12 protein-coding genes and 1 tRNA gene are annotated in these 14,496 nt (G+C 40.0%); 7 read left to right on the top strand and 6 right to left on the bottom strand.

Annotated elements, in window-relative coordinates:
- Positions 1-194 precede the first annotated feature (194 nt).
- The 3 genes from WSC_RS22435 (at position 195) to WSC_RS0110135 (ending at position 2,796) form a co-directional block, all read left to right on the top strand.
- The gene (locus WSC_RS22435) at positions 195-1,685 is read left to right on the top strand and encodes a S8 family peptidase (protein ID WP_016955808.1); all 1,491 of its coding nucleotides are present in this window, start codon (positions 195-197) and stop codon (positions 1,683-1,685) included.
- A 178-nt stretch (positions 1,686-1,863) separates the two neighbouring features.
- The gene (locus tag WSC_RS0110140; RefSeq protein ID WP_016955807.1) at positions 1,864-2,415 is read left to right on the top strand and encodes a recombinase family protein; all 552 of its coding nucleotides are present in this window, start codon (positions 1,864-1,866) and stop codon (positions 2,413-2,415) included.
- Positions 2,416-2,430: 15 nt separating this feature from the next.
- Positions 2,431-2,796 (top strand): antiterminator Q family protein, encoded by a 366-nt coding sequence (locus WSC_RS0110135; protein WP_016955806.1) that lies wholly within the window; start codon positions 2,431-2,433, stop codon positions 2,794-2,796.
- Between the two features lie 1,109 nt (positions 2,797-3,905).
- On the opposite strand, the gene WSC_RS0110130 is transcribed toward WSC_RS0110135, so the two are convergent.
- The 6 genes from WSC_RS0110130 to WSC_RS0110105 all read right to left on the bottom strand — a co-directional run bounded on the left by WSC_RS0110130 (position 3,906) and on the right by WSC_RS0110105 (position 10,509).
- On the bottom strand, positions 3,906-6,785 hold the full coding sequence (locus WSC_RS0110130) for a DUF927 domain-containing protein (RefSeq protein WP_016955805.1): 2,880 nt from the start codon (positions 6,783-6,785) through the stop codon (positions 3,906-3,908).
- A gap of 29 nt (positions 6,786-6,814) precedes the next feature.
- Positions 6,815-7,528 (bottom strand): hypothetical protein, encoded by a 714-nt coding sequence (locus WSC_RS0110125; RefSeq protein ID WP_016955804.1) that lies wholly within the window; start codon positions 7,526-7,528, stop codon positions 6,815-6,817.
- A 2-nt stretch (positions 7,529-7,530) separates the two neighbouring features.
- The gene (locus WSC_RS0110120) at positions 7,531-7,848 is read right to left on the bottom strand and encodes a helix-turn-helix transcriptional regulator (RefSeq protein ID WP_016955803.1); all 318 of its coding nucleotides are present in this window, start codon (positions 7,846-7,848) and stop codon (positions 7,531-7,533) included.
- A gap of 90 nt (positions 7,849-7,938) precedes the next feature.
- Positions 7,939-9,003, bottom strand: coding sequence for a hypothetical protein (locus WSC_RS0110115; RefSeq protein WP_016955802.1), 1,065 nt, complete (start codon positions 9,001-9,003; stop codon positions 7,939-7,941).
- A gap of 3 nt (positions 9,004-9,006) precedes the next feature.
- A complete protein-coding gene (locus WSC_RS0110110) occupies positions 9,007-10,254 on the bottom strand; it encodes an integrase domain-containing protein (RefSeq protein WP_016955801.1) in 1,248 nt (415 codons plus the stop codon).
- 178 nt (positions 10,255-10,432) lie between these two features.
- Positions 10,433-10,509, bottom strand: a tRNA-Ile gene (locus WSC_RS0110105).
- Between the two features lie 186 nt (positions 10,510-10,695).
- Here WSC_RS0110105 and WSC_RS0110100 point away from each other — a divergent pair.
- From WSC_RS0110100 to WSC_RS0110085, 4 genes are all read left to right on the top strand, one after another.
- Positions 10,696-11,358, top strand: coding sequence for an HAD family hydrolase (locus tag WSC_RS0110100; RefSeq protein WP_016955800.1), 663 nt, complete (start codon positions 10,696-10,698; stop codon positions 11,356-11,358).
- A 247-nt stretch (positions 11,359-11,605) separates the two neighbouring features.
- Positions 11,606-12,388 (top strand): triose-phosphate isomerase, encoded by a 783-nt coding sequence (tpiA, locus tag WSC_RS0110095; protein ID WP_016955799.1) that lies wholly within the window; start codon positions 11,606-11,608, stop codon positions 12,386-12,388.
- 18 nt (positions 12,389-12,406) lie between these two features.
- Entirely contained in the window at positions 12,407-13,501 is a 1,095-nt protein-coding gene (gene fbaA, locus WSC_RS0110090; RefSeq protein WP_016955798.1) for a class II fructose-bisphosphate aldolase, read from the top strand.
- A 4-nt stretch (positions 13,502-13,505) separates the two neighbouring features.
- The gene (locus WSC_RS0110085) at positions 13,506-14,474 is read left to right on the top strand and encodes a class 1 fructose-bisphosphatase (RefSeq protein WP_016955797.1); all 969 of its coding nucleotides are present in this window, start codon (positions 13,506-13,508) and stop codon (positions 14,472-14,474) included.
- Positions 14,475-14,496: the final 22 nt, after the last annotated feature.

The following is a 14,496-nucleotide window of genomic DNA, read 5'->3' as shown; positions in this document are numbered from 1 at the left end:
AAAATTTCTGGCTAAACTATAAAACCGTGGCCAATTTAACTTGACCACTACACATCATCGAAGCTTTTAAAAACTTTTTATCAACTATTGAAGGTAAAGCAGACTGGAGCAGAGCAAAAGCAGTAGGGGGATTAACCTTCTTACCCGTTCAAATATCAATTGGTAGAGAGTCAAAACTAGCAGATTTTTCTCATTTGAGAGTATTAAGGAGTATACCTAAACTAAGGATTAATAAACCTGACGCAATTAGAACCATTGTCGATGTACCGTTTAAACTACCTGAAGTCACAGAATTAAAGAATAACTTTAAGGTATGCATTTTCGATGGGGGGATTGGAGATAATCATGTTATATCAGATTGGGTCAATGAAATTATTCCTTCTGACGTTACGTCATCACACCCCAGTTATTTAACACATGGAAGTGAAGTCTGTTCGGCTTTTCTATTTGGTCCATATAACCATGATACCCAAACATTCTCCCCTCCCTACTCAAAGGTAGACCTTTACAGGGTTATATCAATGACAGATTCAGATCCAGACCTTTTTGACGTCTTAACTAGAATTGAGGGCGTGTTGAAATCAAGAGAATATAAATATGCAAATCTGAGCCTAGGTCCTCATCTAGCAGTTGACGATGATGAGGTACACGTATGGACTTCTGTGTTGGATTCAATACTCCAAGACGGTCATTGCCTGGTAACCGTTGCAATAGGGAATGACGGTGACCTTGAAGGTGAATACGCAAGAATTCAACCACCTAGCGACATGGTCAATTGCTTTTCTATAGGTGCGAGTGATACAGAACAACCAGACTGGCAGCGAGCGGACTATAGCTGTGTTGGTCCAGGAAGAAGCCCTGGCTTAGTAAAACCTGATGGAGTAATATTCGGCGGCTCGCAATCCCGACCATTTGAACTATATTCCCCCCTTACTCATTCCGTTACAGGAACAGCGGGCACGAGCTTTGCCTCTCCATATGCTTTAAGAGTAGCGGCAGGAATAGATTCAATAACAAATTTTGATTTAAAGCCATCAACCATCAAAGCACTAATGATTCATCATGCGAGCAACGATGGTCATCACATAAAAGATGTTGGATGGGGCAGGCTCCCCCACTCTCCAGAGGAAGTTGTCCAATGCTTAGAAGACGAAGCTATCATTGTGTATCAGGGTGAACTCAATAGGTCAGAGCATTTGCGTATTCCTGTGCCACTTCCAACTAATATAGATTGCACCTGGGTCCACTTAAAGGCTACATTTTGCATCAATGCGATTACAGATCCAGAGCATCCGTTGCACTATACTCGAAGTGGTTTAGACATAACTTTTAGAGCGAACGAGCATAAAATTAAGAAAGAAGCAAAGCATGCCTCAACGAAACCTTTTTTCACAAACAATAATTTATATCAAAGCGAAGAAGAGCTTCGAGAAGATGCTTATAAATGGGAAACTTGCATAACTAGAAGCCAGCGGTTCAAAAGACAAACTCTTGAAAATCCCATATTTGATGTAAAGTATCATGGGAGGGAGCAAGGCGGGGATTCCTTGTCAGATCCAACCCCTTTGAGTTATTCACTAATCATTTCGATAAGAACCCAAGGCAACTCTAACCTATACAATACAATTTTACAGCAAAACCAAACTCTTCAAGCAGTTCAAGTAGAACCGAGAATTCGCTTATAGCACCTATAACGGGACTGTTTACACTAAACACAGTCCCTTTTTACCTATACCCAAATCGGTACACTTAGAACGAGTACAAAAGCCCCCTAAATACGTACTTATTTAACTTGATTTTTAATTATCGGTACATTAAGATTACAACATCTAAGACTTAAATCGGTACAGTTAAGGATACATCATGGCAAAGGTTGGATATATACGAGTTTCTACCGTTGAACAAAACACAGATAGACAATTAGCTGGCGTTAAAGTTGATAAGGTGTTTGAAGATAAATGCAGCGGTAAAGACACAAACCGCCCTGCATTAAAACAATTACTTGATTATGTTCGTGCTGGTGATGAAATCCATGTACATGATATTAGCCGCCTTGCCCGTAATCTTGAAGACCTTTTGAATATTGTGAAATCGGTAAATAAAAAAGGGATTTCAATTCACTTCCATAAAGAGAGCTTAGCTTTTACTGGTGAAGCTAACCCAATGCAAGATTTAATGCTTAGCTTATTGGGTAGTGTTTACCAGTTTGAACGTTCAATGCTAAAGGAACGTCAACTAGAAGGCATCGCACAGGCCAAAGCTAAAGGCAAGTATAAAGGCCGCCCAACCAATACCGAATTACACGATAAAGTTTTAGAGCTTAAAGCGGGTGGCTTGTCATTGCGTAAAATTGCTGATCAGTGCGGTTGTGCGCTTTCAACTGTCCAACGTGTACTAAATCAATCTGAACAATAAACAGGGGCTTGTTATATGAGATTTGAAACAACTGAACGCTTATTAGACTCTTGGGGGAGCTGGAGCAGAAACACAGGGGATAGACTGGGGTATAAGTCTATTATGGGTAAAATTTTGGATATGGGCTTAGGCACTCGCAGTTTAAAACGACCTATCTATATTTCGGATGACGTGGGGCTAGAAATTGATAGAGGTATCGCTGCACTCAAATCACGTAATGAACAACTAGCAGAGGCTATTAAGCTTTATTATGTCTTTGGCTTAACTATACATGCAATCAGTGAATACCTGAAAGTTCACAACAAAACAGCCAGCAAGTTATTAGTAGAGGCTGTTAGCTGGATTGATGCTTTTCTATTTTGCACCACCTGCAAACAGTAACATTTATTTAACAGGGCGGTATTTATTATCGCCTCACCCTGCCAACTGAAACCCTACTGTATAAAACCCCATACTTTTATAAATATCGAACCAATTACAACCTAACATTGGTGAAAACTCGTCAACACTCACTAACCACAAACCACCAAAACTGGACAACTTTTAAACAAACATAGGGTTTTGTCACCAGTTTTGATGCTTTGTCACCAGTAAGGTTTTGCATTAAATACAAAAGCGGTGACAAACAAAAGCAAGAAAAAACATAACTTTATATAACTTGTCACCAGTGTCACCAGTTGTCACCAGTAAAAAACAGGAGGTGTGTAATTTTACCCATATTTTTATACGAGTTTTAATAACTAAAAATACCCACTCCCCTAGTCCAAATTTGTGAGCGGCTGTAAACAGCTAGCGAGCAGAACTAAAGGTTTGTAGCCAACAATAAAACGAAACATAACATTAACAAACCATATTTTCTCAAGGTACTTTGGCACTGATTGACGTACGGCTCGGCGATGCGCGAGATTTGAACAGCTATAACCTTTTGTAGAGGGGGTTCCGCTTCCTGTTTTATACAGAACATAGGTATATGGGGGGTGCAAAAACTTAAAGATATTGCTCCAGTTCACCGCCACCCTAGTTAGATTTTTATGCGGTCATAAATGAAAACAAAAAACCCACTTGTTAAGTGTTCTATTGGTCATTTAGTAGTGACGCTCTTTAATACGAATAACTAGCGACTAGAGCTTATTTAATAACTGGTATTACTTTTGCTTAGGTGGTGCTGTTTTAGCAAGTTTTAAGGCTGTTTACTGGCACTATATTAAAGCTGTAAGCCTTGCCCCTTCTATTCTGAGCGCATATTTACACCTGATTTAAGTCCTAGAAAACTTGCGTTTTATTTCCTGTGTTTTCTTACACCCCTTGTTTTTTACTGGTGACAACTGGTGACACTGGTGACAACTCAATTAACCTTTTGTTTTGTATTGATTTATTTTGTCACCAGTTCTCTAAAAAGTGTAAATTCTTACTGGTGACAAAACGTCAAAACTGGTGACAAACTTCTGTAATGTGTCCGCACGAACATAAATATTTAGTTAAAGTTAACCTTAAATATTGGCTAGCCCTTCGTCAGAAAATAATAATGAATGGCTTATTCTGTAGATTCTTGCTCGGCTCCTTCCTGTTCCTGGCAATCTTGCCAAGGATTTAAACCTGCCTTGTTTAATCTCTGTATCGGAAACTATCAGTGCGCCAATGTCACGCAACAATCTAGCCACCCGCTTATAGTCGTATCCTTTGCAAATAACCGATTCAAAAGCGTTAGGATAAACAAAGTATTCAAACGATAAAGTATCACCGTCTAATGGGCTTCTTAATACCGTGGATTTTTTAAATCCCCACATTTCGCTGGTTCTCGGTACATGGGTATCAATAACTGTGCTCGGCTCATCTGAAACGCTTTTAACTTCATCCCAACGGGTAAAGCGGCCTTCACCAAACAATTCAAACTGCAACCTTACATGTTTAATGATCTCCAAAACCTCCATATTACCTTCGCCCCCACGAGCGTTTAACCAGTGTGTAAAGAGTGTATCCATCGCGTCTAAAACATCGTTTTTATGCCAACCTGTAATCCCCAAGTCGGTGGCAATAATGCCAGCGGCAGCCACTAGGCCAAATTTATTTGCAGCCCTTTTGGCTTGACCAGATGCTTTGTCAGTTAATACTGTAAGGTTAAACCCTTGAGTGATTTGGGCTATGGTTTCTTTTGCCTTATTGATGTCCAAATTAATGAGTTGCTGAACAAATTCAGGGAAAGCAGTACCGTGAAAATTGCGGATATTTTCGCTTAAATGCTCAGCCAGCTTTGAACCATGATCAAAGCCATGCAAATTATTTAAAGAACCCATTTTCTTTTTGATGGTTTCATCTTCGTGCAAACATGCGTGTAACTCAATTAGCCTTTGAGCCTGTCCGCCTGTTGCCTTTTTACCGATTTCGGCTAAGCGTTGCGCTAGAGTGTGTTCACCACTTGATAAAAAAGCAAGGTGCCATTTTCTAATATCACTAGAGCCAGCTCCGTAAGCTTGAGCACGTGTTTTTTCTTGCCCATTACCAAGCATATAAACTATGCCGCCTAATTGGTTTGGGTCGGCTTCATGTATCTCGTCTAGCGTTAAGAATAAACTGTTGCGGTCTGCGGCTAATAACTCTAACCCGTTATCTGTTCCTCTAAATGTTCGACCGTAAGATTTAGGCTCACCATATACCGAATTGCCAATATTTAGAGAGGTTGACTTACCCAAACTTGAATCACCATGTAAGTGAAAACCCATAGTTTCATAACCCATTAACTCAACTAATGGTGCAGCAAGGGCAAGGCTTACCGAAAACAGTAAAAACGGATTACCAACACAATATTTACTTACATGCTCTCGCCATTCTTCCAGTGTACCTTTGCTACTAAGGTCTGTTTTAAATGGGCGTTCACTATAAAACATGAGGTTAGCTTTGTTATCACCTAAAACACGGTCGTGAAGTACAAAAGCTTTATACTTATCATGCCACCCGCGTGACTGGGTTAAGTTAATGCGCTTGGTTGGTTTACTGGCTTCTAAATACTCTAAAACAAGCTTTTTACTGTTACGCCTGGGTTCAAATTCAAAGCCACGGTCTAGCAACTCTTTTAATATTGCCTGTCCGCCATTGTCGTTAAATAACTTATTTGGAATATTCCATTGCTTGGTTTGTTTATCAAAGTCGCTAAACTCCACCAGCTTACCCCAGTTTAAACCGTCCCCGCTTGCGTTTCTCGAAAGTGCCAATACATGAATAGGCTTTGAAATATAACGGTATCGATCCGCTTGCTGATCAAACGTATACAACCCATCTTCATCAATTTTAAAGCCTTTAGGCATCCATTCTGGCTGGTCAACATCAACCGCCTGTTCATCCTTTTCTGCTTCATCTGGTTGAATGAATAACCCTTGTTTAATTGCAAAGCTAATATGTTTAGCAGTAAACCCCATTTGCACCGCTTCGTAAGCGTCAGCTTTTTTCGGCCAACTACCACCCGCAGTAACCCCTTTTTCAGTGGGTTTGTATTTACTGAAAAACTCAAGGTCTACAACATTAAATGATTTAACCTTTACCGCTTCTAGTATTGACTTTAGTTTGGTTATTACTTCCCGCCCTGCTTCGTCGTTATCAGGCCAAAACAAAACGTTTTTATTCGCTAATGGGCTGAAATCAGTTTTGCTAACCGCTTTGACGGCTCCTGACCATGTACTGACAACAAAATCAGTAAATAAGCTTTTAGCTGCGTCTGCGGCCTTCTCCCCCTCTACCAATACAACATTGTCACATGCACCGCTAACGGCTGGCAGGTTGTACAAGGGGCGATTGTCGGGTAATTGTTGCCAATGCCAGCGGGGAGCCTTACCACTTTTCGATCCATAAGCTAACGGCCTATAGGTCTTTGTTCCGTCTGGTGAATCAAAACGCATCACCCTAATAATTAAAGTTCCTTTTGCGTCTGTATAGTTCCATATTTTGGACGGTTCACCATTTTTGAAATGAGTAATCGGGCAATCATTCGATACTGCCGCGGGTGGTGGCACAGGTATAAAACGGGGCAACTGGTTATCCTTTGACTGGCTGTTGGCGTTGCTAGTTTGCGAACCACCCGCATGAGCACTGATACCTAAGAAATCGGCTAAACGCTTACAAGCGGCTCCTTTGCCGATGTTTTCGACATACGCCACCAAATCAATAAAATCCGCGCCCTTATCATTTGTAGAAAAATCAGACCACACACCTGTGTTTAAATTTATTGAAAAGCTTCCTTTCTTGTTATCTGCTCGTGTAGGGTTAAGTGCTATCCATTCGTGACCTTGCCTATTTCCATTAGGGGCAAAGTGAGCTGATACCTGTTCAGCCCTTGCTAATGCAGTGTCATTAACAGCTTTAAAATTTAGTTTTTTCATAGCGCAACTTAGAATAGGAAGTTAAAAGATTATTTGTTTAGCGTGTGGTATCCAAGCACACGGTTGTGCGTATACCCTTTTGCTATTTCTTCGTTTAACGCGTCCTGTTCTTCCCTAACCGCACGGCCTAACATGGTTAGTTGATATGAAAAATCTCTTATTTTTCGGTTGTCTGCGCCATTCAGTTGAGATATGTGCCCCAAATCAGACAGTAAAATTACGGCTGAATCTATAACAGATATAAACGCATTAACCGAATTAAACCGTGCTTGTACCTCTACTTGGTCTTGTGGCGGCAAGCTTAAACCTGTAATGAAAGTTTGCGCGTACTCGTCAGGAGTACCAGAAACAAAATGACCTTGTTTTTTCCAGGGTAAGTTATGAAATAAACCGACATTGTGAACGTGTATTAAGTAAGCAGCCCTATATTCATCTAGGCGACTATTTGCACAATAAAAACATTCGATAAGACAGCGGTTAATAGCAACAAAGGTGTTTTTGCTGTCATTTTTGTCTAGTTTGTCTAATCTGCGCTTGTCCCATTTTCTGGTAACATTGTTTGTAAAATCGACAATATCTAAAAACAGATTGCTGTAGTGGCGAAAAACAATAAAAGCTTGGTAAAGCTCTAATTCATTTAGCTCACTCGGATGCACAAACGAATTAAAGAATGGTTTAAATTTAGATTTATTAAATCGGTTCTGTAATGCTCTAGTTAACTGGTTTAGGTTGTTACCATCCATAACTATTTAACCTCCCTTTCAGACTTGTTTAACGAGCCTTGAGAAGCACCAGATAGCATTTCTATATCTTCACGATCTTTTACTAATTGCTTAACGATGGCTTGAATATCTTCTTTGCTGTATTCCTTCACCATTGCATACATGACAGTGTAAATTTCATGCTCAAGCCACCCGACAGAGCGAGCACCTAAATTGATGGGTGGTGGTAATAATCCCTCGTTAATACTGCGATATAAGCTACTGTGAGAGATGCAAAGTCGTTCTAAAACAGCAGCTTTTCGGATGATTTTTAAATCAAAATTTTTGAGATGTTCTGACATTTCTTAGCGTCCTATGGCACGTTATGGGTCGTAGTGGAACGCTGAGAAGGTTAAATATTGAAACTGCCATTAGGGTAGCCCTAATGATGTTTAATTAAGTCCGTTTTCTTCAAGCCATTGCTTTTTGTATTTTCTGACCGTTGTATCACTGTCAATACCAGTGCTTTTTCGGATAAAACTATTAGCTTCTCTCAGTTGAGCTTTGAGATCACTATTTGTTTTGGCCTTTGGTTTGCTGCTTAAAAAACGTTTTATAGCCTTAGATACTAAGCGATAATTTTCCGCCTCAAGCTGTTTGCGGTTATGAGTAGTTGTTTTACTTTTATGGCTGCTTAAATAAAACCTTGATACAACTTGGGTCATTTGATCCATTAAAGTTCGCGCCTCTAAAAGCGCAATTTTTTGTTCTTTTTTTAGCAACTCTAATTTCAATTGCATGATTTGCTTTTCATCATTTGGCACATTTTCTAACACATGTTGTCGAACCTGAGATACAGTAAATATCAAAGATGCAAGTCGGAATTTATTTAATGCTTTTTTGTGTATGTGATTAGCAGTCTCTACAAATTTTGAGGTTTTATTTTTGGGGACAATATCACTAAAATCTGTAGTAGCGTTCAAAAAAGGAATATCAGCATTTACCTTTACTAATTGATATTCACACAAACAACTATCAACTTTCACTATCTCTTTTACTATATCAATGTGTTGAAAATTAAAGTCATCTATTTGCGCGATAGGGTTTATAAAGCCTTCATCCAAAAGGTTAAATGATCGCTCATAAATTACGTCTGACTGGTTAGAACAGTAATCCCGAAAGCACAAACCCTTTTCTAACCAGTACGGCTTTACAACCGCCCAATTACCTATGTATTCTCGGCACAATGTCACGTAAAGCAACTCGTTATACAAATCAATATTTAATTTATTAGATGCTAAAATTTGCTCTGCATGCAAATGTACGCTACTAAATTCGTATATTAACCATTGCTCAACACCAGCCCCAACATACCCGTTCACATCATTAATAAAATATCCTTCCCACTCTCCAATAGGTTCAGACATTGAGCTACAAAACTGTTCAAAAGCCTTCCAATCATTATTAAATGGCTTGAGCTTGATTTCTTCAAAAGCGGCGTCTATTTCGTCTTTCATCCGTTAACCACCTGCAAATAACTGTTTACGACTAAAGTTACACAAGCTCACATTTGAATTAGACGCTATTTCAATACGTTCAGACCACCAGTTCATTAACTCTCGCCTGCGTTCAATGTATTCAGCTCTGTTGTAAGCTCGCCTTACTTCGTTTCTGTCAGCATGAGCTAAAGCAGACTCTATTAAATCAGGATCAAAGCCTTGTTCATTTAACGTGGTACTAGCCAATGCTCGCAAGCCATGTGATACAAGTTCACCAGCAAACCCCATACGCTTTAAAGCTACATTTACCGTTTGGCTATTCGCATGGCTTTTAGGGTTTCTGTGACCTGGAAATAAATATTCTCTATGTGAATTAAGGCTTTTAATTACTTCAAGTAATTTAATCACTTGCTTGGTCAGTGGTATTGTATGCGGTTTCTTCATTTTCATTCGCTCGGCTGGTATCACCCAAGTATTGTTTTGAAAATCAATATCGCACCATTTAGCTGTTGCTGCTTCTATTGGTCTAGTCATGGTGTGAAGTTGCCACTCAATCAAACAGCGTGTTTGTAAGTTTATTCTTGCATTGGCTATCGCTTGCATTAGTTCTGGTAATCTTTCGGGGCGAATAGTTGGCATGTTCTGCGCTTTCGGTGAAGGGAATAACCTAGTTACATCAGCAAGGTAATTAAATTCAATATATCCAGCAGCTACCCCCAGCCGCATAATTTCATTTATCGTTCTGCATGTACGTTTTAAAGTCTCGTAGTTACCCTTTTGTGCAATTGGATGTAATATTTCAACTATCATTTTGGGGCGCAAATCTTCAATGGGCACATTTTGAAGATGTTGCAAAACATGCTTATTCAAAAGTTGCCAAGCTTTGGCGGCTGTTTCTTCTTTAACCTGTGTTTTTTTCAACTCGAACCATTTTTCGGCCATTTTGCCAAATGTGGATTCTATGGCTTGCTTCTGTTGTTCTTGCAGGTGGTCTTTGTACACCTTGGGGTCAATGTCTTGAGCTAGTAGCTCTTTCGCTTCTCTGCGCTTATCACGCGCTTGAGCGAGGCTTACAGACGGGTATTGACCAAAACTAATGTTATTTCGTTTCTTGGTTATTGGTTGGTAATAACGAAAAATCCATGTTTTAGAGCCTGACGGCTTAACCCTTAAATTGAGACCATCTCCATCTGCTAACAGATATTCTTTGTCTTTGGGTTTTGCTTTTGATATTTGAGTATTAGTAAGTGGTACAGTCAATCTAGCCATGATTTAGGTACACCGAAATAAGCACAAAATTAAAATGCACCTAAGAGTGTACCTAAAAAACTGGGATAGTGTGACATTTTATAAAACACTATGGGACACTAAAAACGCTCAAACCCTTTTATTCATGGGCTTTTAAAGGCTAATTTGGGACGTTATGAAACTTTATGATATTGAGAAATGGTGGCCCCACCTGGACTCGAACCAGGGACCTAACGATTATGAGTCGTGCGCTCTAACCAACTGAGCTATAGGGCCATTTAGAACTGTTTGGGCTAAGCCTCAAAAGTGGTGCGCAGTATAAAAGAGTCTTTTTTACTTGTCACTAGTTTTTGTTAATCTTTTGATTAATTGGTTATTTTTTCTGCATGCTTTGCTAAAGTAAAAAAATAGCAATCTGAAAATGTTACACTGATGCTGATTTCAACCAACAAGAAGGCAGCTATGCAACCTGTACCAGCACAAACATTCAAAGCTATTTTATTTGATAAAGATGGAACCATTTTTGACAGCGAAGCAATTTACCGCGAGTCTTGGGTAAAAGCAGCCACTGAAATGGGCTACCACTTTACCTCAGAGATGTACGATCCTTTTGTTGGGGTTAGAGCGGTAGAAAGTTATCAAGGTGCGCAAAAACTATTTGGTGACGATTTTCCAATTGATAAGTTTATTGAGCGTACCGGTTATTACAACAAACAGGCTAAGCTAGCAGGCATGCCGATTAAACCTGGGTTTAACGCATTTTTTGACCAAGCGAAAAAATTGGCTATTCCACTTGGGCTGGTTACAAGTGCCGTGCATGATGCTGCAATCACCACTTTTCATGGCACCGACTTTCTAGATTACTTTCAAATAATAGTCACGGGTGACATGGTCGAACAGCCAAAACCAGATCCGAGTTGTTATTTAATGGCGTGCAAACAATTAGGCTTAGCACCACATGAAGTTTTAGTGTTTGAAGATTCGAATGCTGGTGTAGCAGCGGCAATTCAAGCTGGCTGTCAAACGGCTGCAATTCCTGACTATTTGCCAGTTAAGCCAGAACTGCTCAACAATGCGACTTATGTGTTTAACAGTTTTGCAGACGCTATTTACTTGGTTGGCTAACAGCCAAGTAGCTAGGGCCTCGATTAAAAAGCATTTAGTTAGAACAAAATTTGTCCACGAAAGTTCAACAGGCCCTAGGTGTTAAATATTTAACAGCTTTTTGTTAAAGCCGCATATTATGCACCAAAATAGTATTTTTCCACGCAATACCCACCATTCAACAAATAAAACGTTTTGCTCTTTATCCTGAAATATCCTACAGATAGGATGTCATATAAGCTATTGTGATCTAGAAAGGAATACTGCTATGCAAAAAACACGCTCACCTTTGATTGTGGCGAACTGGAAGTTGAACGGTGGTACAGATTTAATTTGTACTTCGGTTGCGTCATTTTTGCGTAAAAAATTTCGTGTAAAAATTGGAATTGCCCCACCCTATGTTTACATCAGCAATATGGCCAATTTTTTACGTAACTCACAAATTATGATTGGTAGTCAGAACGTCAGTAAATTCGAATCAGGTGCGTTTACCGGCGAAACTTCGGCACAAATGTTAAAAGAAGTTGGCTGTGAGTTTTGTTTAATTGGTCATTCTGAGCGACGCCAAGTATTTTTAGAAAATAATGCTTCATGCCATACCAAGGTCGCAAGTGCATTAGCCGCAGGTTTAATGCCTATTATTTGTATTGGTGAAAACGCCCAGCAGCATGATTTAGGTTTAACCAAACACATTTTATACCGTCAGCTACAAGAATCCTTACTTGGGCAAGATATTAAAAACAAACGAATTGCTATAGCGTACGAGCCTATTTGGGCAATTGGCAGTGGTAAAGCGGCTAGTCCTGAATCTGTGCAACAAGTGCATGAATACATATTTAATGAATTGTGCACTATATTTGATGAAGACAGCGCAAAAAACATGCGCATTTTATATGGCGGTAGTGTCAATAAAAACAATGCAGCACAATTATTGGCGATGCCAAATGTAGATGGACTTTTAGTTGGCGGCGCAAGCTTAGACCCCGAGCATTTTTCAGAAATATGTGCTCTAGCCAACCAAATAACACCTGAAGTTGAACTCACTAGCTAACAACATGGGAAGGACAAAATGAGCAATGAAATCAAAAACGTCTCCGCAGGCGTAGCCACAGGCGAAACCGTCAAATACTTGTTAGACACAGCCAGAGCCAATGGGTTTGCCTATCCGGCGGTTAACGTAGTAAACACCAACTCAGCCAATGCAGCCCTTGAAGCCGCTGCCGCGGTAAAATCACCAATTATCATCCAGCTAAGTTATGGTGGTGCCGGATTTTTTGCAGGTAAAAGTGTTAAATTAGATAGTTATCAAGGTCATGGCAATGCAGTTTTAGGTGGCGTTGCGGCAGCTCACTATATCCATGCAGTTGCCAAAGCTTATGGTGTACCTGTTATTTTGCATACAGACCACGCAGCGAAAAAACTTCTACCTTGGATTGATGGTTTATTAGATGCAAATGAAGCGCATTTTGCCAGCACAGGCAAACCTTTGTTTAGCTCACATATGTTAGATTTATCTGAAGAGCCGTTAGCCGAAAATATAGAGATTTGTGCCGAGTATTTTGAACGCATGAACAAAATGGGCATGACGCTAGAAATCGAGTTAGGTTGTACCGGCGGTGAAGAAGATGGTGTCGACAATACGGGTATAGACAGTAGCGCTTTATACACCCAACCAGAAGATGTTGCTTATGCCTACCAAAAGCTTGCAGCCATTAGTGAAAACTTCACAATTGCCGCATCATTTGGCAATGTACATGGGGTTTACAAACCGGGTAACGTTAAATTAACTCCGGTTATTTTGAAAAACTCGCAAGAATATGTCTCTGAAAAATTTTCGCTAGCAGCCAATAGCTTAAACTTTGTATTTCATGGTGGCTCAGGTTCATCACAAGCGGAAATTGCCGAAGCGCTTGAGTATGGCGTAGTAAAAATGAATATAGACACAGATACCCAATGGGCAACTTGGCAAGGCATTCACGATTATTACCACGCTAATTATGATTATATGCAGGGGCAAATTGGTAACCCTGAAGGCGAAGATAAACCGAATAAAAAATATTACGACCCAAGAGTTTGGCTACGCAAAGCAGAAGAGTCGATGTCGGCTCGCCTACAAAGATGTTTTGCCGAATTGAACTGCCTCAACAGATATGCAGGAGAATAAATAAATGCAACGACTGATCCCAAGATTACGCGCTGATGGTGTTGAATTAGAACTGATTATGCTAATTCGCACTGTGTTGGCGGCCAGTAAAGAAATTGCTTTTCGTGTCAGCCAAGGTGCATTAAGTGGTGTATTAGGTTCAACCTTAGATGAAAACATTCAAGGTGAAACCCAAAAGAAACTCGATGTTTTGTCTAACCAGCTGATCAAAGACATGCTGTTATCGTCACCGGACGTTCGTGCAATCGCTTCGGAAGAAGAAGATGATGTGGTCAAAGGGCAAGAAGGCGCACCTTATATTGTTGCATTTGACCCGCTGGATGGTTCGTCAAATATAGATATTAACGGCCAAATTGGCACTATATTCACTATCTACCCTGCGCGCGACGACGTGCCAGCAGATTCACCGTTACAGTTTGCCCAACCAGGTAAAAATCAGGTGTGTGCAGGTTATGTATTATATGGTCCATCAGCTTTATTGGTTATGACAACAGGTGGTCCAACCCGCCAATATACCTTAGATAGAACACATGGTGGTTACCTACTAACCAAACCTGAGTTATCTATTCCTGAACAAACCAGCGAATTTTCTATCAATATGGCAAACTTCCATCGTTGGCAACAACCGATTAAAGATTACATTAGCGAATTGCAAATGGGTAAAGATGGCGCGCGTGGCCGTCAATTTAACATGCGTTGGAATGGCGCTATGGTCGGTGATGTTCACCGCATATTATCGCGTGGTGGTATTTTCTTGTATCCAGCCAATCAAGACCAACCGACAAAGCCGGGCAAATTAAGATTGTTATACGAAGCAAACCCAATGGCTATGTTAGTTGAGCAAGCAGGTGGTTTAGCCTCTAACGGCGAACAAAGAATTTTAGATATACAACCTTCTGATTTACACCAAAGAGTCCCTGTAATCACAGGCTCTCAAGAAGAAGTTGAATACGTTTTAGATAAATTGAAATAATAAATTTACAGGTTTGCCTGCA

Source organism: Catenovulum agarivorans YM01, assembly GCF_000281085.1.
Classification (GTDB): Bacteria; Pseudomonadota; Gammaproteobacteria; order Enterobacterales; family Alteromonadaceae; genus Catenovulum; species Catenovulum agarivorans.
This window is presented reverse-complemented; position numbering and strand designations above follow the sequence as displayed.